At 60.2% G+C, this 20680-nt stretch carries 16 protein-coding genes; 7 read left to right on the top strand and 9 right to left on the bottom strand.

Going from position 1 to position 20680, the window contains the following annotated elements:
• Positions 1-42: 42 nt before the first annotated feature.
• Entirely contained in the window at positions 43-318 is a 276-nt protein-coding gene (locus tag ACOYW0_RS15620) for a hypothetical protein (protein WP_482414763.1), read from the bottom strand.
• A gap of 38 nt (positions 319-356) precedes the next feature.
• Positions 357-686 (bottom strand): hypothetical protein, encoded by a 330-nt coding sequence (locus tag ACOYW0_RS15615; RefSeq protein ID WP_482414762.1) that lies wholly within the window; start codon positions 684-686, stop codon positions 357-359.
• Between the two features lie 156 nt (positions 687-842).
• On the opposite strand from ACOYW0_RS15615, the gene ACOYW0_RS15610 reads away from it, so the two are divergent.
• Complete coding sequence (locus ACOYW0_RS15610) at positions 843-1991, top strand: MFS transporter (protein WP_482414761.1); 1149 nt, start codon at positions 843-845, stop codon at positions 1989-1991.
• Between the two features lie 29 nt (positions 1992-2020).
• Here ACOYW0_RS15610 and ACOYW0_RS15605 read toward each other — a convergent pair whose 3' ends face one another.
• Positions 2021-3634, bottom strand: a complete 1614-nt coding sequence (locus tag ACOYW0_RS15605; RefSeq protein WP_482414760.1) for a PilT/PilU family type 4a pilus ATPase — start codon at positions 3632-3634, stop codon at positions 2021-2023.
• 216 nt (positions 3635-3850) lie between these two features.
• Positions 3851-4240, bottom strand: coding sequence for a hypothetical protein (locus tag ACOYW0_RS15600; protein WP_482414759.1), 390 nt, complete (start codon positions 4238-4240; stop codon positions 3851-3853).
• Positions 4241-4765: 525 nt separating this feature from the next.
• On the opposite strand from ACOYW0_RS15600, the gene ACOYW0_RS15595 reads away from it, so the two are divergent.
• The 4 genes from ACOYW0_RS15595 (at position 4766) to ACOYW0_RS15580 (ending at position 10478) form a co-directional block, all read left to right on the top strand.
• On the top strand, positions 4766-6484 hold the full coding sequence (locus ACOYW0_RS15595) for a Na+/H+ antiporter NhaC family protein (RefSeq protein ID WP_482414758.1): 1719 nt from the start codon (positions 4766-4768) through the stop codon (positions 6482-6484).
• A 339-nt stretch (positions 6485-6823) separates the two neighbouring features.
• Positions 6824-7033, top strand: a complete 210-nt coding sequence (locus ACOYW0_RS15590; protein ID WP_180136638.1) for a hypothetical protein — start codon at positions 6824-6826, stop codon at positions 7031-7033.
• A gap of 1034 nt (positions 7034-8067) precedes the next feature.
• On the top strand, positions 8068-9066 hold the full coding sequence (locus ACOYW0_RS15585; protein ID WP_482414757.1) for a TRAP transporter substrate-binding protein: 999 nt from the start codon (positions 8068-8070) through the stop codon (positions 9064-9066).
• 257 nt (positions 9067-9323) lie between these two features.
• A complete protein-coding gene (locus tag ACOYW0_RS15580; RefSeq protein WP_482414756.1) occupies positions 9324-10478 on the top strand; it encodes a uroporphyrinogen decarboxylase family protein in 1155 nt (384 codons plus the stop codon).
• 165 nt (positions 10479-10643) lie between these two features.
• Here ACOYW0_RS15580 and ACOYW0_RS15575 read toward each other — a convergent pair whose 3' ends face one another.
• Entirely contained in the window at positions 10644-11372 is a 729-nt protein-coding gene (locus tag ACOYW0_RS15575; protein ID WP_482414755.1) for an IclR family transcriptional regulator, read from the bottom strand.
• A 526-nt stretch (positions 11373-11898) separates the two neighbouring features.
• On the opposite strand from ACOYW0_RS15575, the gene ACOYW0_RS15570 reads away from it, so the two are divergent.
• On the top strand, positions 11899-12531 hold the full coding sequence (locus tag ACOYW0_RS15570) for a corrinoid protein (RefSeq protein ID WP_180137140.1): 633 nt from the start codon (positions 11899-11901) through the stop codon (positions 12529-12531).
• 320 nt (positions 12532-12851) lie between these two features.
• The gene (locus tag ACOYW0_RS15565; RefSeq protein ID WP_482414754.1) at positions 12852-13484 is read left to right on the top strand and encodes a histidine phosphatase family protein; all 633 of its coding nucleotides are present in this window, start codon (positions 12852-12854) and stop codon (positions 13482-13484) included.
• A gap of 46 nt (positions 13485-13530) precedes the next feature.
• On the opposite strand, the gene ACOYW0_RS15560 is transcribed toward ACOYW0_RS15565, so the two are convergent.
• From ACOYW0_RS15560 to ACOYW0_RS15545, 4 genes are all read right to left on the bottom strand, one after another.
• Positions 13531-14823: a peptidoglycan DD-metalloendopeptidase family protein gene (locus ACOYW0_RS15560; RefSeq protein ID WP_482414753.1), complete on the bottom strand. Its 1293-nt coding sequence runs from the start codon at positions 14821-14823 to the stop codon at positions 13531-13533.
• A gap of 348 nt (positions 14824-15171) precedes the next feature.
• Complete coding sequence (locus ACOYW0_RS15555) at positions 15172-17232, bottom strand: methyl-accepting chemotaxis protein (RefSeq protein ID WP_482414752.1); 2061 nt, start codon at positions 17230-17232, stop codon at positions 15172-15174.
• Positions 17233-17521: 289 nt separating this feature from the next.
• Complete coding sequence (locus ACOYW0_RS15550) at positions 17522-18367, bottom strand: EamA family transporter (protein ID WP_482414751.1); 846 nt, start codon at positions 18365-18367, stop codon at positions 17522-17524.
• Positions 18368-18503: 136 nt separating this feature from the next.
• Positions 18504-20510 carry a methyl-accepting chemotaxis protein gene (locus ACOYW0_RS15545; protein ID WP_482414750.1) on the bottom strand — a complete coding sequence of 669 codons (2007 nt, stop codon included), beginning with the start codon at positions 20508-20510 and terminating at the stop codon, positions 18504-18506.
• Positions 20511-20680 lie beyond the last annotated feature (170 nt).

Raw genomic sequence — 20680 nt, 5'->3', positions numbered from 1 at the left:
GTGCACCCCATGGCCCTCACCCCGCCGGAAAACGGGCGTGCTTTATTCCCGGACCAGGCCGCTGGCCAGGATCAGCAGCACCCCCAGGCCAAAGCAATAGATGTACAGGGGGGCCGCTTCCATCCAATGGGCTGCGGATTGCAGCCCGGAGCTGGAGATGCCGTCGATCCACGTCAGCCGCTCAGGAGGCATCAGGCTCTTGAGGCTGAAGTCGAACCGCAGGGGATCCCCCGGAGTCAAATTGGCCAAAGCTTTCATCACCAGCAGAAACAGGCCGGCAACCATTGAGACACTTCCCATCAGAAACCAGCGATTCATCGTCCTCTCCTTTTGTCTTTCCCTGGCGAGCCCCCTGGCTACCACGGGAGCTGCACCGGGTAGAGTTCGTGGATCAACTCCCGGTACGACTCGGAACTCTGGTAATAGAATCGGGCCAGGGACATCAACCGCATCCCGGCATCCACCACAGCGTGGATGTTTTCATGGGATGAGGCCCCGTTCTTTTCCAGGACCTGGCGCTCCAGGGCCAACCGTTTTTTCAGGGCGATCTTCAGCACGGACTCGGGAAGGCGCGACCACACCGAGTAGTCCCGGTTGAAATCTTCCATGTCCTCCTTGAGGAGAAACTCCCCCAGGGCTTCCACCCGGGCGATCTCCTGGGAGTTAAACGGCATCAATTGTCTCATCTCTCCTCCGCGGGGGAGCCGTCAACCACCCTCCCCCGTTGGAAAAGGTTGACCTTGCCCGGCCTGCGACCCTGTGACATACTTTGCACTTTACCCATAGACAGCAACTGATATAAGGCCATGACGAAACTCTCTCTCCAACCGTGGAATCGGCCCATGTACCGATTCCTTCTGCTTTTGACGCTCGGTGCCACCTTCGGGCTGCAATCCTGGCGTATCCTTTTTGACAACTTCTCCGTACAGGTCATCGGCCTTGACGGCAGCCATGTGGGCGCCATTCAATCCATCCGTGAAATCCCGGGCTTTCTGGCCCTGCTTGTGGTGTACGTCACCCTCTTCCTGAAAGAGCACCGCATCGCCTCGTTTTCCGTGATCATTCTCGGCATCGGCGTCTGCGTCACGGGATGGTTTCCCAGCTTCTGGGGCCTTGCCCTGACCACCCTGGCCATGAGCTTCGGGTTCCATTACTTTGAAACCGTCAACCAGTCCCTTACCCTTCAATACTTTGACCGTGACACAGCTCCCCTTGTGCTGGGCAAGCTGCGGAGCTTCGGTGCCGCCACCGCCATTTTCGCCAGTGTCCTTTTTTTCTGCGCCGCCCCCTTCCTCAGCTTTGAGGGCATGTACATCTTCAGCGGCACGGCCATCGTTGCTCTGGGCCTCTACAGCCTTGTGGGAGACCCCACCCACAGCGCCGCCGTTCCCCAACGCAAAAAGGCGATCTTTCGAAAGCGCTACTGGCTCTTCTATTTCCTCACCTTCATGGCCGGGGCACGGCGACAGATCTTTGTTGCGTTTTCCGTCTTCCTCATGGTTCAGCGCTTTGGCTTCTCCGTCCAGGAGATCGCCGTGCTGTTCCTCTTCAACAACCTGGTGAACTATTTCCTCAGCCCCTTTATCGGAAAAGCCATCGTCCGCTTCGGGGAGCGGCGCATCCTCTCCCTGGAGTACCTGAGCCTTATCTTCGTCTTCATCGCCTACGCCTTTGCGGAGTCCAGGGTGCTGGTGGCCGTCCTCTACATCCTCGACCACATCTTTTTCAACTTCGCCATCGCCATCCGGACCTTCTTCCAGAAAGTGGCCGATCCCCGGGACATCGCTCCAAGCATGGCAGCGGGCTTTACCATCAACCATATTGCAGCGGTGGTGCTGCCCTTCATCGGGGGCCTGCTCTGGGTGGTGGACTACCGCATTCCTTTTATAGGGGGAGCCCTCATGGCCTGTGTCTCCCTGGCGGCGGTGCAGCGGATCCCCGAAGAGTTAAAAAGGCACCAGGCCGACATGGCCGCAAGATCCCTTCGATGACATCACGGGCGGGAGTGGCTCCCCGCCCTTTAGCCTTCCCTGGCCGCCATGTACCCGTTCCGGGTGGAGGCGTTCTGCAGGGTCCCGATGTTTTCCATGTACCGGGCGGCATCCTCGAAGGTCACCTCCCCCCTGGAGTAAAGATCCGCCAGGGAAAAATCCAGGGGAACAAACTCCTCGCCGGCCGTCTGCATCTGGGTGCGGATCATGTGGGTCTTCTCTTCGCGAATCAGGTTCTTCATGCGGTAGCTGTTGATGAACTTTTCCACAGCCAGAACAAGCCCCTTGCCGTCCCGTCTGGGAATCAGCCGCTGGGAAATCGTGCAGAGAAGGGAGGCGGAAAGAAGGCTCCTGATGAGGTTCTGCTGATGGGAGGGGAACATGTTGATCACCTGTTCGATGATCCCCGTGGCATTGTCGGCATGGACCGTGCTGATCACCAGGTGCCCGGTATTGGCCGCCCGAAGGGCGATCTCGAAACTCTCCTTGTCCCGCATCTCTCCCACCACGATCACGTCCGGTGACTGCCGGAAAATGCTTCGCAACCCGTCATGGAAGGTCTCGCAGTCCCGCCCCACCTCCCGCTGGTTCACGTTGCACTTCTTGTGCTTGTGAAGGTACTCCACCGGGTCTTCCAGGCTGATGATGTTGCACCGGCGGTTGTCATTGATGATGTCCACGATCTTGGCCAGGGTGGTGGACTTTCCGTGACCGGCCGGTCCGCACACCATGATCAGCCCCTGGGGCTTCAGGGCAAAATCGTGGACCCAGTCCGGCAGGCCGAGGGCTTCCATGCTGGGCAGCACCTCGGGCAGGGCCCTGAAGGCGATGGAGACCGTGTTGCGCTGTTTGTACAGGGCAATGCGGAACCGCCCCACCTCCTTGACGTTCAGCGCCATCTCCACATCGTTTTCCATCTGGAACCTGCGCCACTGGTCATCGGTGAGCAGCTCGCGGGCATACTTTTCACAGTCTGCAGGGGAGAGAACCCCCATGGGCATGCGCTTGAGCTGGTTGCTGATCTTCAGGGACGGAGGCGCCCCCGCCGAGATGAACATATCGCTGGCCCCCTGCTTGACCATCTCCTCCATCAGGCTTTTCAGCTTCGGCGCCTTTTCGATGCGAAGGCTCAAGGCCTCGGCCGTGCGCCGGATCACCTCCCCGGAGATGCCGTCGCCGTATCCCCCGGCAAGGGACTGGAGGGCCGCCTCCATCATGAAGCTCGGGGTCACCACGGGCCGTATCTTCATGCCCAGGGAAAACCCCAGGTCGTTGATGGTCATGAAATCCTGGGGCGCCACCATGGCAAGGACAAGTTCATGCCCCTCCAGGCGTACAGGAAGGACGCGCAGGGTCCGCATCTTCTCCTGGGGAATCATGTCCAGGACATGCTGGGGGATGTTGATGCTGAAGAGGTTGACGGGCTTCACCTCAAAATGCTTGCTCAGAAACTTCAACAGGTCGTCCACCCCGATGAAGCCCATGTCAATGAGGATGGAGCCCAACTGCCCGCCGTCGTGCATCTGCCGTTTCAGGGCCGTCTCCAGCTGCTCTTCGCTGATGTAACCGTACTCCATCATCAGTTCGCCCAGGCGATGCTTCCGCCCCGGAATGCGCTTGGCGCCACTGCTCTCCTTTGCCATGGTGATGCCTCCTTTCTGCGCGGGCAGCGCCCTCCTCCGGGCCCGGATGTACCACAGACCAAAGCGAGACCAACCCCGCATGAGTTCTCACATTGCCTCAAGGATTCAAGACTGATTTTCGCAACGATTTTAGGAATCATGCCGGGTGACAAGGCATGATATACAAAGACAGATTCCCCGTATCACGGCCCATCGCACAGCGCCCGGCCCGTGGCCTCAGGGGACGGGATTGCCGTCGGCCAGGCTGTGGATGATTTCGACCTCCACCATCACCTCGACGCTGCCCGCCCCTTCAGGGTCCCGGACCCGCATGGAGACGCACATCTCCCCGCCGCTGAGCCCCTGCACCGTGGCATAGTACTCCCCCCATTCCGGGCGGCTCTCTTTCATGGCGTCGTGCCCGGAAAACCACAGGGATATGGCTTTGAGCATGCCCCTGGGAACCTGCTTCCGGTTTGTAAAATAGGTCATGGCCGGGATGCCGCCGTCGGGATTCCCCGGGTAGTGTTTTTTCCGGTCCATGGAGACAAAGAGGCCGGACATCTCTGGGGGCAGGGTCCTTATTGCCTGGGTGATACGTGCCTGCTGAACCGGTGCGCCATCCATAGCTCAACCTCCGTGTGGCCCTGCAAGGGGCTGGTGGAGAAAGACTCTGGGGAAACCATAGGGAAACATGACAAATTGAGGTAATTTTCGATGGGTGCAATTATACCCCATCGCCCCTCTCCTTTCAAGGCACAGCCTCCCCGACACAGCGGATCATCCGGGCTGTCCGGGGCGCCCACCACCGGAACAGAGCCCCTCTATCACAGGGATTTCGCCCCTGCAACGCGCTGTTATTCCCTGATTTACCCCCGTCAGATCACCGCTGCCCCCCGGCATCCCCCTCATTTTTCCCTTGCTTTCCTACCTCATTCCTGCTTTTTCTCAATGACGGCAATCTCATGAAAAGTACTGACAACCGTTCATAAAAGTCAGCATGCCGCGCGATGAAATACCCCTGACGGCATCACAGGTGTGGCACGCCCCACTGCACGGCAGCCACACAGCCTTGCCATACGACTCGACCCGGTGGGATCTGGCCACCGGGTAACCCTGCAACACATGCGTTACAGTTTAAGGAGGATACCCATGGTTCGTTCACGCAAAATGGCCTTGTTTACGGCCGTTTCGTTTTTATTGACCCTTGCAGTCCCCGCGATGCTCCTGGCCGCCGATCCGGCGGTGGCCAAGGCCAACGCGGATCATTTCAAGATGCTCACCCTGATCCCGCCGGTGGTGGCCATCGTGCTCGCCTTTGTCACCCGCAACGTGGTGCTCTCCCTGTTTGCAGGCATCTTCTCCGGCACCTTCATGCTCTCCCTTGAAGGCGGTGTTGTCTCCGCTTTCAAAGACGGCTTCATCAAATTGAACCACGAGGTCCTGAGCTCCCTGGCCGATCCCTGGAACGCGGGCATCGTCCTGCAGTGCCTCGCCATCGGCGGCCTCATCGCCCTGGTCTCCAAAATGGGCGGCGCCAAGGCCATCGCCGAGGCCCTGGCCAAAAAAGCCACCGGCGCCACCAGCGCCCAGCTCTACGCCTGGTTCATGGGCCTGTTGATCTTCTTCGACGACTACGCCAACTCCCTCACCGTGGGTCCCATCATGCGACCGGTCACCGACCGCATGAAGATCTCCAGGGAAAAGCTGGCCTTCATCATCGACGGCACCGCCGCCCCCATTGCGGGCATTGCCCTCATCTCCACCTGGGTGGCCTACGAAATCGGCCTCATCAAAGACGGCTACGCCGGTCTCGGTATCGAGGCCAACGCCTACGGCCTCTTTGTGGGCACCATCCCCTTCCGGTTCTACAACATCCTGATCCTCATCTTCATCGTGGCCACGGCCGTCATGCTCCGGGAATTCGGTCCCATGCTTACCGCTGAGAAGCGGGCCCGCAAAACCGGCAAGGTCCTGGCCGACGGGGCCAAGCCCATGGTGGCCGCCGAGTCCACCGGCCTTGAGCCCGACGAGTCCGTCAAGCTCAACATCTGGAACGCCATCATCCCCATCATGACCCTGATCCTGGGGGCCTTCGTCGGCTTCTACTTCAACGGACGGGGCGCCATCATGGGCGGGGACGACGCCGCCCTCATCCAGCTCCTCAAGGAGAGCCCGGCCTCCTTCACCGCCATCCGGGAAGCCTTCGGCGCCTCGGACGCCTCCATCGTGCTTTTTGAGGCGGCCCTCTTCGCAGGCATCGTGGCCATGATCCTGGGGGTTACCCAGAAGATCTACACCATCGAGGCGGCCGTGGACACCTGGGTCCAGGGTGTGAAATCCCTTGTCATCACCGGGGTCATCCTCCTCCTGGCCTGGTCCTTAAGCTCCGTCATCAAGCAGCTCGGCACCGCCATGTACCTTGTGTCGGTTCTCTCCGACGCCATCCCGCCCTTTACGCTGCCGGCCATCATCTTTATCCTGGGCTCCTTTATCTCCTTTGCCACGGGTACCTCCTACGGCACCATGGGGATCCTGATGCCCCTGGCCATTCCCCTAGCCCACGCCATCAACCCGGAGAGCGGGTACATGCTCATGAACATCGGTGCAGTCCTCACCGGCGCCATCTTCGGGGACCACTGCTCCCCCATCTCCGACACCACCATCCTCTCGTCCATGGGTGCGGCCTGTGACCACATCGACCACACCCGGACCCAGCTGGTCTACGCCGTGACGGTTGCCCTTGTCACCGTGTTCCTCGGCTACATCCCCGCAGGCCTCGGTGTACCCGTGTACATCATCCTGCCCGTGGCCGTGGTTGCCCTCATCGGCATCCTCTTCTTCTTCGGCAAGCCCGTGGAAGAGGCCTGATCCGTCCCTTCGGGATGAGCTTTGAGTCAGCCCCCGCCCCTGCGGCGGGGGCTGTCTCCCCTGTATTGGTAAGACATCTCTGTTTCATTCCTCCTTTGTGAGACACAGCCCGCCCCCCGGGGCTTCCGCGTATCTCCCACCGACCTGTGCAATCGCCCCGCAGCCCGATCTATTTGATGCCACGGCACATTCGCTCCGTCACCCAGGGCCCTCCCCCGGTTTTTACCACCTTCTCCCCCGTTCTCCAGCGTTTCTGGCATGTATCTTGAAAGATTGAATCACAGGGAAACGCCCGTTGCGGAGCGCCCTGTTGAACGGAACCCAAGCAGGAGACAAAACGTGAGAGCATGTGACCACAACATAAAGACAACCCTTGAACTGGTTGAGGCCATGATCCAGCTGGCGGAAAGAGGGGACAGCGACCGTGAAGACAGCGGATGCGGTATCCTGTACGGCATCCTCCGGGACGCCGCTTACAAGATCAAGCAGGTGGCGGAGATGGAGCGGGAAGCCCATATTCGGAAAGGCTGGTGGGAAGAGCATCCTTGAACGAGATCGACCCCGAGACCTCCCACCTTCCGGTAATGGCCGGTGACACAACGCGTTTTCATTCCACCCAGCACCCGAACACGGGACACAAAAAGAGCCCATTGTACCGCATCGCCCCACGGCAAAGCCTGCCGTCACACCCATCGCTTTTCTCTGAGCAAGGGGCGCGCCCAGCCTGAAAGCACCTCCAACCCACGTCCCCGCACCGCTGAACAAAAACGGGCCCCCACACCCCGGACCACCGGGGCGTTCCCTTGTGGCTTCCATGGCAAGGACGGGTTCGCCTTAGTGCCCCCAAGTGAACCGACAGACCAGCCCGCACATTAGAGAAAGGGTACAAAACGCATGTCACCCTCCCATCCACCGTCCACCCGACGGATGCATTTTCCCCTCCCCAGGCGCCCTGCCTGCGCTTCATGACGCCCATACCCTGCTGAATCAACAAGACAAACCATCGTCCGCGCCGTAGAATATGGAGAAATTCTCTGCGCCCTTAATTCCCATAATATGAAACTAATATTTTATTTTATCATATTGTGTTGACACTATCCAAAAAGGTGTGCCACCTTATCAACCATCGGGGTGAGCAGAGAGGTCCATGCCCCCTCTCTTCGGCACACACCGCCCCGACGCAACCCAAGGGCACGGACATCCCTGATTGTTACGTTAAAACCTTTGCACTGTGCCACCATGCCCTGTGGTGGTGAGCCAAAGGAAGGGCCGGGATCTCAACCACGCCGGCCATGGAGTTACAGCAAACGTACACAGGGACATCCCCAGAAAGAGACCACGCGGCGCCTCCCAAGGCCCGCCTCCAGATACATACCGCTGGGTGCCCGGATCGCTCTGCCCGACGACCCTCCAGGTGCCCTGTTTCGAACCGCAACGCAGCGGCTCGAACCATGCGAACGCGTACACCGTCCGTTGCCTTCATGGGAACGGACAAGGCATATATCCCTGTATGGTTACCCGGGGTCCCAATCCGCCCCAAACCGTATATGCCCCAATCAACAATGCGTATAGGAGGAGGTAGTATGTTACGTAAGTCTTTTGCCGTTGCCCTTTCATTCCTTACCCTGGCCGTGTTCGGCCTCTCAAGCGCTCAGGCCGCACAGACCATCAAGCTGGGCTACGGTGATCCCCCAGAGTCTGACCAGGGCGTTTACGCCCGGCGCTTCAAAGCTGTTGTGGAAGGTCTTTCCGACGGCGAAATCAAAGTGGAGCTCTTCTCCGGCGGCGCCCTGGGCACCGAAACCGAGATGCTCCAGACCACGCGAAAAGGGACCCTCGACATGTCCCTGGTCTTCAGCGGCAACGCCGTTCCCTTCGTCAAAGAGCTGGGCACCCTCACCATGCCCTACCTCATCAAAAACGAGTACGACGCGGTGAAAGCCACCACCGGCGAGCTCGGCGCCTTCTGGAACGAGACCTGCGTTAAAAAAGGAGGATTCCGTATCCTCGGCTGGGTCTACTCCAACTTCCGTCACCTCACCAACAACAAGCGACCCGTTACCTCCCTCAAGGACGTCAAGGGCCTGAAAATCCGTATCCCCCAGAACAAAATCCACATGGCCACCTACCGCGCCTGGGGCGCCAACCCTGTGCCCATCTCCTGGCCCGAGACCTTCACCGCCCTTCAGCAGGGCGTGGTGGACGGACAGGACAACCCCTACATCGTCATGCACACCTCCAAGTTCCAGGAAGTGCAGAAGTACTGCACCGAAGTGCATCACATGTATGCCCTGCAGTTCCTCTCCGTGGGTGAGCGCAGCTGGAAAAAATACGACCAGAAAACCCGGGACATTCTGACCCGCGCCGGTATCGAGGCCCAGCAATACAACCTGCTCTTCCAGGTGAGCGAAGCCTCCAAGGCCAAAGAAGCCATGGCCGCCGCAGGGGTCCAGATGGACAACCTCACAGATGAAGAGGAGTGGATCCGCCTGGCCAAGGAGAAGGTCTGGCCCGAGTTCTACGACTTCATCGGAGGCAAGGACCTCATCGACAGAGTCGAAGCCACCCTCGAAGCAAAATAACCCCGGTGCTTCCCTCCACAGCCTCCGGTTAGCCACCCTGACCGGAGGTGTCCCCCGATGCCTGCAAGGGCCCGGGGGACGATTCGGCCGAGGACGACCCGGGCCGACCACGCGTCCGCCCCGGCCGTGTTCAGCCGAACCGCAGCTTAAAAAAAACTAGGGGTTTTCCGGCACCTGCACCAGGCCCCGGAGCCCCAGTGCCCAAACGACGTGAACCCACAGACACGAGATCCCTTTCCGGGATGAAGGAGTGATCCATGAACCATAAAGAACGCGCACTCACCGCCCTGAACCACGAAGAGCCGGACCGGGTTCCCATCGACCTGGGAGGTCGCAACACCACCCTCATGCTCAACGGATACGAGGCCTTCAAGAAAAAACACGGAAAAGAGGACCTAACCACCGAGGTCATGTCCAAGGTGTGGCAGACGGCCTTCATCGATGAGCACTTCCTGAAAATGTACAACGCCGACTTCCGCCATGTGCGGCCCAAAAACATGGTGGTCCTGGGCGAGGACGTGAAGCAGGAGTTCACCGAAGACGGTTGCGAAATTTTCACGGATCAGTGGGGAGTCAAAAGGAAAGTGGACGGCGAATACGCCACCATCCACGAGTACAACATGAAAGAGCCCACCCTGGAGGCCATTGAAAACCACCCGTGGCCCCATGCGGCCACGGACTTTGACTTCAGCCATGTGCGGGAAGAGGCAAAAAAGCTCCACGATGAAGGGGAGTACGCGGTGGTGGGATGCATGGGAAGCCCCGGCAACCTCTTTGAGCAGTGCTGGTGCATGCGGGGCATGCCCGAGTTTTTCATGGACATGATGGCCAGAAAGGATTTCGCCCACGCCCTGCTCCGCAAGGTCTGCGACCATCGAAAAGAGAACGCCCGCCTCTTCCTCGAAGAGGCCGGTGAGTACATCGACGTCATCCAGTGCGCCGACGACCTGGCCATGCAGAACGCCCCCTTCATGTCCATGCCCATGTACCGGGAATTCATCAAGCCCTACCAGGCAGAACTCTTCAGCTACATCAAGAGCATGACCAAGGCAAAGCTCTACTACCACAGCTGCGGGGCCGTCACAGGCCTTCTGGACGATCTCGTGGAGATCGGCGTGGATATCTTAAACCCTGTCCAGGTCTCGGCCACGGGCATGGAGACCGACCAGCTCAAAAAACGCTTCGGGGACAAGCTCTCCTTCTGGGGCGCCATCGACACCTTCCATGTTCTGCCCAACGGCAGCGTCGACGACGTCCGCAAGGAAGTGGCCACCCGCATCCGGGACCTCGCCCCGGGCGGCGGCTACATCCTGGGATCGGTCCACAACATGCAGTCCGACATCTCCCCTGAAAATGTCGTGGCCATGCTGGAGGCCGCCGTGGAGTTCGGCCAGTACCCCATCGCCTGCTGATTTCCTCCTGGGTCCCCCACGTGGTGGACTCGAAAGGCCAGCCAGCCCCCCTTCATCCGTGAAGGGGGGCTTTTTTTATGGTGGCAAACCCGGCGAAAAAAAAGGCGGCGCTTTTAAAAAAAGCGATCCGCCAGCCATACAACGCCATGTCCGGGCAACGCCCTGTCAGCCGATGTTCTGCTTCAGGTAGCCCACCAGCTCATCGCGTTTGGACTCCCATTCACGGCCCACAAGGGCATCCACAGCCATGGCCCCTACGATTTTGCCTTCGAATTTCAAGGGATAGGAGACCCCAAGCCCCCCCTGGACAAGAAAGGACTCTGCGTACCCGTAGCCCAGCTTCCTGGAGAGCGCCACAAATTCCATAAAGGTCTCGCGGTCCACCAGCAGCACATCGCGAAGCCGCTCTGTGTTCCGGTCCAGAATGGCCGTGATCCTCTCATCGTCGAGGAAGGCCAGCATGCCCATGGACGGAGACCCGAACCCCAGGGGTGCCCGTTCTCCGGGTCGGCAGGCCGCCAGCTGGATCACGTTGGTGCCCTGGTAAATCCCCACGCATTTGCAGTCGTCCCCCTCCCGGATAAACAGGGAGGTGGTGTAGCCGAACATCCGGGCCACGTTGCCTGCCAGCGCCCCGTAGCTCGTCCGCACATAGTGCTCCATGGAGAGGCCGGAGTAGATCACGCTGTCCGAGCCGATGATGTAGGTCTTGTTTTTCTGGTCAAAGGAGAGGAACCCGCAGTCCGTCAGCACCGAAAGGAGCCTGTGGGCCGTGGAGGTGGTGATCTCCATGGTTTCGCTCACCTCTTTGAGGGTGGTGGGGGACTCCCCCCGTTGAATGATCATCTTCAATATATTGAGGGTACGATACACACTTTGTGCGCCTTGAATCATGGAATCCAACCTGTGGTGTCTTGGGATCCGTCACTCTCTTCCGGCCGGACCGGCCTGCAGAATACCTCGAATCCATCATTAATTCACAACGATGACATACCCACGCCCCGGGAAAATTGCAAGTAAAATCCCAGGTTCCCAGGCGACTCCGCACCCCATAAATTTCATATTGTGGGATAATGATTATAAAATCCCATATTATATTGACACCATATATCCCCTGTGTCATGATGCCCGTGAAGATGCCGGGAAGCCACTGTCACACGGTCCATCCCCCGTCTTCCCCATGCACCGCGCAAGCGGAAATCCCTGATGCCCAGGCACCGTTTAAGGGAATCCGCTGCAGGGACGGCACCCCGTCAAGGTCCCGTCCAGTCAACCGATCTGTTTTTTCGACGGACGGGTACGCACCCGACCACAGGCGCCGGCAGTGATGTGCGCCGCCCCGTCCTTTCCGGCCCAACCAACCGCCAGGTCCCGGAAAGAACGATGCCATCTGTCCGTCTTCATCAAAGGAGTAAGCAATATGTCTGTTGAAAGTGTCTTCGATGCCGTCATCGGCCTTGATCCGGCCAAAGTGGTTGCAGATGTCAACGCTGAAATTGAAGCAGGAACCCCCGTCGATGAAATCCTCAACCAGGGGCTCATCCGTGCCATGGATGTTGTGGGAGAGCGATTCTCCGCCGGGGAGACCTTCGTCCCCGAAATGCTCATGTCCGCCCACACCATGAAGGCCGGTGTGGAGGTCCTGAAGCCCCTGCTCACCGGGGAGAGCGTGCAAAAGGTGGGAACCATCGTCATCGGCACCGTGCACGGGGACCTGCACGACATCGGAAAAAACCTGGTCTGCATCATGCTGGAAGGAGCGGGATTCAACGTGGTGGATCTGGGCGTGGACGTGCTGAAAGAAAAATTCATTGAGGCGGCCATCGAACACAAGGCGGATATTATCGGGCTCTCCACCCTCCTGACCACCACCATGTGCGTGGTGGAAGAGACCGTTGAGGCCATCAACGAAGCGGGCCTGCGCGACTCCGTGAAGATCATGGTGGGCGGCGCCCCCCTGAACCAGGACTTTGCAGACCGCATCGGGGCCGACGGCTTTGCCCCGGACGCCGGTGCCGCTGGCAAAATGGCCCGGGAGCTTGTCCTTCACTAACCGCAATCAGCCTCCGGCGGCAAGGTGAGCCACCTCGAAAGCAAGTTGCGAATGCGCTTTTCCCCTCGTTCCTCAGGGAAAAGCGCATTGGCCTTTGATGTTGATCGGCCTGAATCTGCTTTTTAAAGGCCTGTTTGCTAAACCCGTCAGCACATGTGGAGGGGCTTTGTGTTTACGAACCCGGAGGCCTGTCTTTGCCTCGTCCCTCACCCGCCCCGCAACCATCGCCTTCTTTTTTTCAACCCCCTTGCAATTTGCAGGCATCGCGGTATGCTCATCCACGTTTTCACATGAACCCTTCAAGAAGACGGGATACTGCCATGGCACCTGCCCCCACCACCCTTTTTCTCGTGCGTCACGGCCAGACCACCTGGAACGTCGAACGCCGCCTTCAGGGCCACCTGAACTCACCCCTTACGGAGACCGGCCGCAACCAGGCCCGGGCCGCCGGAGACATCCTTGCAGACACCCCCATTGCCGCAGCCTTTTCCAGCCCCTCGGGCCGCGCCGTGGAAACGGCCAATGGAATCATCGGAGACCGCGACATCGCCCTGACGCACCACGACGGGCTCCGGGAGATCGGCCTGGGCCCCCTGGAGGGCATGCCGCTAACCGAGGCGGAGAAAATTCACCCCAAAGCGTGCCGGGACTTCTGGGAAGCGCCCCAGGACTTTGACCTGCCCGGGGCCGAGCGATACAGCCAGGTGCAAAACCGGGTCCTTGCCGCCATCGACGAACTCTTCCAGGCCCACAAGGGCCAGGCCATTCTCCTGGTCTCCCACGCCATCGCCATCAAAACAGCCCTGGCCCACTTCCTGGGCAAGGCCATCTGGGAGCTGGGCGACATCCGGCTGCCTGAAAACGGCCGCATCCTCACCCTGCAGGCAACAGACGGACACCTGGCCCTGAAGGACCCGGAGGCCTGCCTCTTCCAGGCAGAAGCCAGTCACTAAAAAGGACTGCGCCTCCGGCGGCGAGGTGAGCCACCTCGAAAGCTGATCACCCTTTGGATTCTATGGCCTCGCCACCTGCCTTCTGGTCGCCGTCTGCGATCCTGGCGATGGAATCCAGAAGCTGTGGCCGGTACCGGGCCATGATGCGGGAAAATTCGTCTTTGCGGGTTTTGTCGATGGACGAGGCACGGGGGGTGTCGATCTTGGTGGGGTCCACGGGCTTGCCGTGGATCTTCATGCGAAAGCAGAGATGGGGCCCGGTGGCAAGGCCGGTGGAGCCCACGTAGCCGATGAGGTCCCCCTGCTTCACCTTTTTGCCGGTGCGCATGCCCTTGGCAAAGCGGGACATGTGCAGGTACCCGCTCTCGTAGCCGTTGCCGTGGGTGATGAGGATGTGGTTGCCCGAGCTGTTGTTGGAGGCCACCCGCTTGAGGGTGCCGCTGCCAATGGCGTAGATGGGGGTTCCGGTGGGGGCGGCGTAGTCAACGCCGTAGTGGGGTTTGTAGCGTTTCTGAATGGGATGGTAGCGCCTCAGGGAAAACCCCGAGGAGATGCGGGTAAAGGCCACGGGGGTTTTGAGAAAGACGTGGCGCAGGTTCCTGCCGTCCGGGGCGTAGTACTCACCGCTGCCGTCGGGCTCTTCCATCCTGAAGGCCTCGTGAAGCTCCCCCTGGTTGGTGAAGGCCACGGCCAGGATCTTGCCGTACCCCTTGAACCGGTTTCCCGCATACCGTTTTTCCACGAGCACCGAAAAGGTGTCCCCCACCCTCAGGTCATGGACAAAATCGATCTCCCAGCCCATGAGGTTGCCGATGCGGACCGCCAGTTCGGGCCTTTCCCCCACGTGGGACATGGCACCGTACAGGGAGGTCCGGATGGAGCCCGTCACCGTCTCGGTGCGTACATCGTAGGCAATGGGCTTTACCACGGCCGTGTAGTCATCCCCTTCCCGGGACACCTCAAGATAGCTATCCGAATCAATGGCGTACTCAAACCGGGCAAACTCTTCGTCCAGGGTGGCCACCTGCCAGGTGTTGCCCACCTGGATCCGGGTAAGGTCGTACACCGGAGTGCATGCCCCTGCGAAGGCATAGACCTCCGAGGGCGAGAGCCACTTCTTTAATATGGAGGCGGCGGTGTTTCCTGAGGAGACCTTTCCCTTGACCAGGGTCTCCCGGGGCTCCGGGGGAAGGACGGGGGCCTGTGCTTCCGACGCTGCTGCCGGGGCGTCGGCGGCATCAACGGCAGCAGACAAAGAGGTCTCATCGTGTTCGTCACAGGCGGTAAACAAAAGGGCAGCCAGAAGGACAGCAAGAAGGGAACGATATGTATAATTCATGAAGCGAATTCACTTACGTTTGGGGTCATTGTATCGGGCAACGGACGCGGCGATGCCCGGCGAGAAAAGGCCGGGCCAGCAAGAATGGGATGAAGAGAAGCCGCCGTCCTGCTGAAGATTTATTGTCAACAGGACGTACCACGATCAATGATTCGCTGTCAAACGGCCCCGGTGCCGCCTTGCCCCAAGGGTCGGGAAATCGGCACGAAAACCGCATGTTGGAAACACAAAGGCCGGGCAAAGGGAACGGGTTGTACCGAAGCACAAAAAAGAAGCCCGTGAATCCTGGAATTCACGGGCTGTGGCTGCCCTGAAAAAACTGAAAAAATGAGAAGGGGGAAGGAAGGCTTACAGGGTAAAGCGCCCTGTCATCCCTTTGAGCTCGCCGGCCAGGGTGTTCATGTCTCCGGCGCACCGGGTGAGGATGTCCGTGCTGTCGGTGATCTCCCGGGCCGACACATTGACGTCGGCGATGTCCCGGGCAATGGAGGCCACGGTGGCCGAGTTTTTCCCCACCTGACGGTTCACATCCTCCACCTTGGCCGAGGCCGCCTCGATGTTTCCGGCGATTTCGTTGGTGGCAATGGCCTGCTCTTCCATGGCCGAGGCGATGATGGAAACGATCTCCTCCATCTTTCCCACCACGGAGGAGACATTGGAGATCTCAGAGACCGTGGACTCGATCTGGGCCTGAACCTCGGCCACCTGCTCATGGATTTTTTCCGTGGCCCCGGAGGTCTCACCGGCCAGGTCCTTGATCTCCCCGGCCACCACGGCAAAGCCCCGTCCGGCTTCCCCGGCACGGGCCGCCTCGATGGTGGCGTTCAGGGCCAACAGGTTAATCTGCTGGGAGATGCCCGAGATGGTCTCGGAGATGGTGCCGATCTCATGGGCTGACTCGCCCAGGGCCCCCACCTTTTCCGTGGCGTTCTTCGTCCCGGAGACCGCCGAATCCGTGATCTCTTTGGCTGTGTTGGCGTTCTTGCCGATCTCTTCGATGGTGGAGGCCATCTGCCCGGCGGCGGATGCCACCGAGGAGATGTTATCGGCTGCCTCCTCCACGGAGGAGGCCACAAAGGCAATACCGGTGTTCATCTCTTCGGCGGCCGCGGCCACGGTGTCCGAGCGATCCGAAGTCCCTGCGGCACCGGATTTCACCTGGGCGGTAACGGTGGAGAGTTCACTGGAAGAGCGGGCCAGGTGATCGACCCCTTCGTTGATGCTCCCCATCATGGTGTGCAAACTCTTGACCACACTGTTCAGCGACGACGACAGGGCTCCGATCTCATCGCCCCGTTTCACCGACAAGGTCCGGGTGAGGTCCCCTTCGGCCATGCTCCGGGAAAGATCGACCCCCTCCTGGAGGGGGGAGGTAATGGCCACGCTGATGGCCACCCCGAAAAAGAGAGAGAGGGCCACGGCAATCGCCATGATGATAAAGTTGGCGGCCTGAATCTTGGAATACAGGGCCTGCCCGTCTTCGGTAAGGTGCCGGGCATCCCGGCTCAGGGCGGCCACGGCCTCGTCCAGAAGGGCCAGGGTCTGGGTCTGCTTTGCCAGGCAGGGGCCGTTGGCCATGGCGTTGAGTTCGATGTTGACGGCCACCGCCTTGTCCACCTCTTCGCCGATCCTGGAAAAGGCCTCGGAGACACTGGACTGCACGGGCAACAGGTCCTGCTGGTAAATCCCCGCGGCCCGGGACCTGAAGCCCTGCTCCACAAAGGAATCGATCTGGCTGAAATGCCGCTGCAGGGACATGGCCTCCAGCTCGATGTTCATCAGCTCCCCTTCAATCGCCTCGTTGACGAGGGGGTATTTCTGGCCCCAGGTATAAAGGGACTCGGCAATGACGTTCCAGTCCGTGCCGTCCTTGTCTTCAAGGGTGTAGATCCGCCGGGCCATGCGGTTGACCGCGGCGTCAAAGGCCCCTTTGGCCTTCAGGGTCTCAGCGTGGAGCGGAAGGGGGTTGAGGATGCCTGTGGCCTCCAGCTCTTTGAGCTTGGCAAAGAAGGCGTCGTTGACTCCCGTCCACTCCTCAAAGGATTGGGTGTAGGCCTTCCACGCCGCGTCCACCTCCGGTGACCGGGGAAAGGCCTCAAAGGCAGCCATGCTTTCGGCGTATTTCGTTCGAACAATATCCAGCTCTTCGTATTCGGCCTGGAGGGCCTCCGGGTCCAGGTAGGCACTCAGGAGCCCCTGCTGAGCCTGCACAAACCGATTTGCCAGCTCACGCATCTCCGCGATGTGCTCCATGGCCGGCAGGCTCTCTTCGGTGGCCGTCTGGAGGTAACGCCCGATGGTGGTGGCCGCGTATCGACCGAAAAGCCCGATCACCACCGTTGCCACCGAGAGCAGCAAAAAACTTCCCACCAGTTTTTTCTTCAAGGGAATATCACTGAGTTTCAACATACAGAGCAGCCTCCTTTCCTTCCGTTCGATGGTCCGTGTCTGCCGACCATAACGGACAGGCATCGGTCCCCCTCAAAACCAAACCTTATATCACGACAAATGCTACCCCTAAGGGAACACACCGTCATACTTCCAACCTCTCAAATTTATTCGGCATACCCAAGCACTGCCTTTACTGATTTATTCCTTACGATGCGGGAATCTCGGGCAGCGGCGGAGGTAAAGGCCGCAAATCAGACGACAAAGAACAGGAAGAAAAAAGCACAGCCCCCGGCCACGCCATGGCTGTCTACCGGTTCAGCCTCAGGATGCCCACGCCCAGAAGGGTCATGAGGGTGGAGAGCACCTTCATCAGGTCCAGCCGCTCCTTGAGCACCATGACTCCCAGGAGCAGGGCAAAAATGATGCTGGTTTCCCGCACCGCCGCCACCATGGCAATGGGGGCCAGGGTAAAGGACCAGGTCACCATGGCGTAGGCGGAAAAAGAAGCGCCCCCGCCCTTGAGGGCAAAGGCCCACTCGTGGCAGACCACCCGGGTCAGGATCCCGGGCCTGAGGATCCGCATCACCGCGGCAAACCCGATGGCGTTGAGCACCGACAGGCAGCCGTAAAAGCCAAGGGCCGTGCCCGCCACCCGGGCCCCCATGCCGTCCACCAGGGAGTAGGAGGCGATGAAGCACCCCGTCACAATGGAGAGAAATGCGGCCTGGCCGTTGCGGAGCCCGTCGCTTTTGCGCACCAGGGTCAGGCTCATGATCCCGGTGCCGATGATCCCGATGGCGGCCAGCTCGCTGAAGGAGAGCTCCACCCCCAGAAACCCCACGGACACCACGGCCACGATCATGGGGGCCACCCCGCGGGCCAGGGGATAGACCTGGCTTAAATCCCCGATGCGGTAGGAGGCCAGCAAAAAGAGCTGGTACCCCACATGGAGCAGGGCCCCTGCCACCAGGTAGGGCCAGGCGTCAAGGGACGGCAGGGGCGCCACCAGAAGGGCGCCCAGGGCAAAGGGGGTGTGCCCCAGCACCACGGAGGTCATGCTCACGTGCTTGTCCGGGGTGTTTTTGACCAGGAAGTTCCAGGTTGCGTGCAAGAGGGCCGCAAGCAACACAACGATCATAACGGTAAGAGACATCAAAAAACTCCTGTACGGCAGGGATTAAGGCGAAACAGACCTCGATAGAAACAACATAGCACATAATGATGCCCCGGCAGGAACGGGGCCCCGGGTCCTGAAACAGGAGCCCGGGGCCCGTCAAAAACCCTGGTCATCAGATCTTGAACTGCCCCACCACCTCATTGAGGCCTGCGGCCAGCCCCGCAAGCTCTTCGGAGCGACCGTGGACCGCGTTGCTGCTTTCGGTGAAGCGACCGGCGGACCGGTTCACCCCGGCCATCTCCTCGGCGATCTCCCCTGAGACGCCTGCACACTGGGCCACCTGGCCGGAGACCTCCTCCAGGCCCCGGGAGGCCTGGGCAAGGTTCTCCGCGATTTCGCCGGTGGAGCCGGATTGCTGCTCCACGGCGGCGGCGATGGCCCCCACCAGCTCGCTGACGTCGTCGATGACCGCAGAGATCCGGCCGATCCCCTCCACGGATCGGGTGGAAGAGTCCCGGACCCCGTCGATGCGCTGCCGGATCTCGCCGGTGGCCTCGGCGGTCTGACCGGCAAGGGCCTTGATCTCTCCGGCAACCACGGCAAACCCCTTGCCCGCCTCACCTGCCCTGGCCGCCTCGATGGTGGCGTTCAGGGCCAGCAGGTTGGTCTGTTCCGAGATCTCGGAGATGGCCTCGGTGACCTTGCCGATGTCCCCGGCGGCTGCCCCCAGGGCATCCATGATAACTCGCACCTCTTTGGCCTGGTGCACCATCTCCGTGGTGACGCCCCGGGCCCTCTCGGAATTCCCGGCGATCTCTTGGATGGTGGCGCGCATCTCCTCGGTGGCTGCTGCCACCATGTTCACGTTGGCGGTGGCCTGCTCGGTGGATGCGGCAACATCGGCCATCACGCGGTTGGTCTCCTCGGCAGAAGCCGCCACCGTTCCGGCGCGGTCGTTCATCTCGGTGGCGCCGTCGGACATGGTCACCGAGAGACGGGAGAGCTCGCCCCCGGAATCCTTCACGGCCTCGGCATTCTCCGCAAGGGTACGGATCACCCCGTGGATTTTGTCGATAAAGGCGTTGAACCAGGTGGCAAGGGCCCCCACCTCATCGGCTGTGCCTGCCTCAAGCCGACGCGTAAGGTCGCCCTCCCCTTCGGCGATGTCCCGCAGCATTTCGGCGGTGTTGACAATGGGGTGTGTCACCACCCGGGCCAGGCCAAGGGCCGCCCCTGCGGCCAGAAGAAAAAGCACGCCGCCGATTCCCAGAATCATCAGGGTCAGGCGCCGGGTCGGCCCCATTACTTCCCGGGTCTCAATGACGCCGATGAGCTTCCAGCCCAGGGTGGGAGAGGTGTAGACATCGGCCAGGCAATCCACCCCGCCCATCTCCACGGCCACATGTCCCGAAGCGATTTCGTTGAGGGTGGCGTAGGCCGGTGAGTCCAGCTCCGTCATTTTTTTGAAGTTGGTGGCAGGGTCATGGGGGTTGGCCAGGATGGTTCCGTCCCCCTGGACCAGGATGGCAAACCCGCTTTCGCCGATGCGGATGCCGTGGATCATGTCGGTTAAGCGCGACAGGGAGACATCAATGCCCACCACCCCGGTGCGCCTGCCGTCGGGCCCGGTCACCGGGGCCACCAGCCCCACAACCGTCAGCCCGTTACCGCCGGAGAGATACGCCGGAGTCATCACCAGCTTGCCTGCCTCGGCGGGCTTCCGGTACCAGCTCCTCTTGCGGGGATCGTACCCCGGTTTTTTCACCGCAGGAAGGGAGGTGAGCAACCCGCCGGCCTCGGTGCCCATGTAGATCTCGCAATAGGAGGGGCTGGATTCGTGAACCCTCTTGAAAAGACGGTAAAGATCTGCGTTGACGCCTCCGTCCTCAAGGGGAGTGACCCGGGTCTTTTCCGTTGTGTGCACATAGGAGGTGACCTTGTCCCCCACCCCTTTGAGCAAAGGGTCGGAGGCCAGCTGGGTCACGTGGCTGGCAATCCCGTCCATGAAAAGGTTCATGGCGTTGTCCACCTGGACGAGCTCCCGGGTCGTGGCCCCTACAAATCCGTCCATGGACAGCTGCTTTAATTGAAGGGCAACCGCCCCCATGATAATGGCGATGGGGACAACGGCAACGCATGTAAAAGCGATCACCAGTTTCTGCTTGATTGAAAATGTCATGTTCTATGGCCTTTCGACTGGGGCGGCACCCGGGATGTACCTGCCGGTACGGGTTGCCCTGCCTGTGTGTGGGGATGGCAGCGGACTCACTCTCCAGAACAGAGAAGGAAGCCTTTCGTATACATCCCTTGTTTTCGCGTAGAATGACATTTTCTTTACTTTCTTTTTTC

The sequence above is a fragment of the Desulfoluna sp. HI9BLuna genome (assembly GCF_056829775.1).
Note: the sequence above shows the minus strand (reverse complement) of the source record. Positions and strands in the feature narration are given on the sequence as shown.